Origin of the sequence: Sinomonas sp. G460-2, assembly GCF_047759905.1 — a bacterium.
GTDB lineage: Bacteria > Actinomycetota > Actinomycetes > Actinomycetales > Micrococcaceae > Sinomonas.
Window position 1 is genome coordinate 1 of record NZ_JBKZWT010000579.1, and the last position, 621, is coordinate 621.

General features: G+C 69.2%; 1 pseudogene. It reads left to right on the forward strand.

The features are described from left to right. Position 1 precedes the first annotated feature (1 nt). Positions 2 to 621, forward strand: a pseudogene (locus ACLN58_RS22575) (transketolase); the annotation flags it as partial.

Genomic DNA, 621 nt, shown 5'->3' on the forward strand with positions numbered 1-621 from the left:
CGTGCCTGCTGTTGATCTTGAAGAACTGACGTGGACCGATGTTGACCGCAAGGCGGTGGACACGATCCGCGTCCTGGCCGCCGACGCGGTGCAGAAGGTGGGCAACGGGCACCCGGGCACGGCAATGAGCCTGGCGCCGGCCGCATACCTGCTCTTCCAGAAGCTCATGCGGCACGATCCGGCGGACCCGCAGTGGATCGGTCGCGACCGGTTCGTCCTCTCCCCCGGGCACTCCTCGCTCACGCTGTACATACAGCTGTTCCTCGCCGGGTACGGCCTCGAGCTGGCCAACCTCGAGTCGCTGCGCACGTGGGGCTCGCTGACCCCGGGCCACCCCGAGTACGGGCACACGAAGGGCGTCGAGATCACCACGGGCCCGCTGGGGCAGGGCCTCGCGTCCTCGGTCGGCTTCGCGTACTCCCAGCGCCGGGAGCGGGGCCTGTACGATCCGGCCGCCGCCGAGGGCACGTCCCCGTTCGACCACACCGTGTGGGTCATCGCGTCCGACGGCGACCTCCAGGAGGGCGTGACCTCCGAGGCGTCCTCGCTCGCGGGCCACCAGGAGCTGGGCAACCTCGTGGTGATCTACGACGAGAACCACATCTCGATCGAGGACGACAC